Raw genomic sequence first — 456 nt, 5'->3', positions numbered from 1 at the left:
CCGAGAACAGCGTCCTCAACGGCGATCGCGGCTCCGAAGCCTTTCTCTCCGACATGGTCGGGGCGCCCTCGCATCCCGCTCGTGCGATGGCGATGGAGAGCCTCTACGAATACGGTGGCCGCGCCGGATTTTGGCGGCTGTACCGGCTCTTTACCGAACGTCGGCTGCCGCTCACTGTATTCGGCGTCGCCAGGGCGATGGAGGCGAATCCGGCGGCTGTCGAAGCCATGATGACAGCCGGTTGGGAGATCGCGAGCCACGGCTTGCGCTGGATCGATTACCAGTCCGTTCCCGAATCCGTCGAGCGCGAGCACATCGCAGAAGCGGTCGCGCTTCACACGCGGCTGACCGGCGCACGCCCGCTCGGCTGGTACCAAGGCCGCACCTCACCTAACACCGCGCGGCTCGCCGCCGAGGAAGGCGGCTTCCTCTACGACGCCGACAGCTATGCCGACG

Annotated in this window: 1 protein-coding gene; it reads left to right on the top strand. The window is 66.7% G+C overall.

The genetic code is table 11. The features are described 5' to 3' along the window. The coding region (locus AACY19_RS27270; protein ID WP_339454600.1) for a polysaccharide deacetylase family protein at positions 1 to 456 on the top strand (456 nt) is incomplete at both ends.

Source organism: Pseudomonas sp. EA_5y_Pfl2_R50 (assembly GCF_963970475.1).
Lineage (GTDB): Bacteria > Pseudomonadota > Gammaproteobacteria > Pseudomonadales > Pseudomonadaceae > Aquipseudomonas.
Note: the sequence above shows the minus strand (reverse complement) of the source record. Positions and strands in the feature narration are given on the sequence as shown.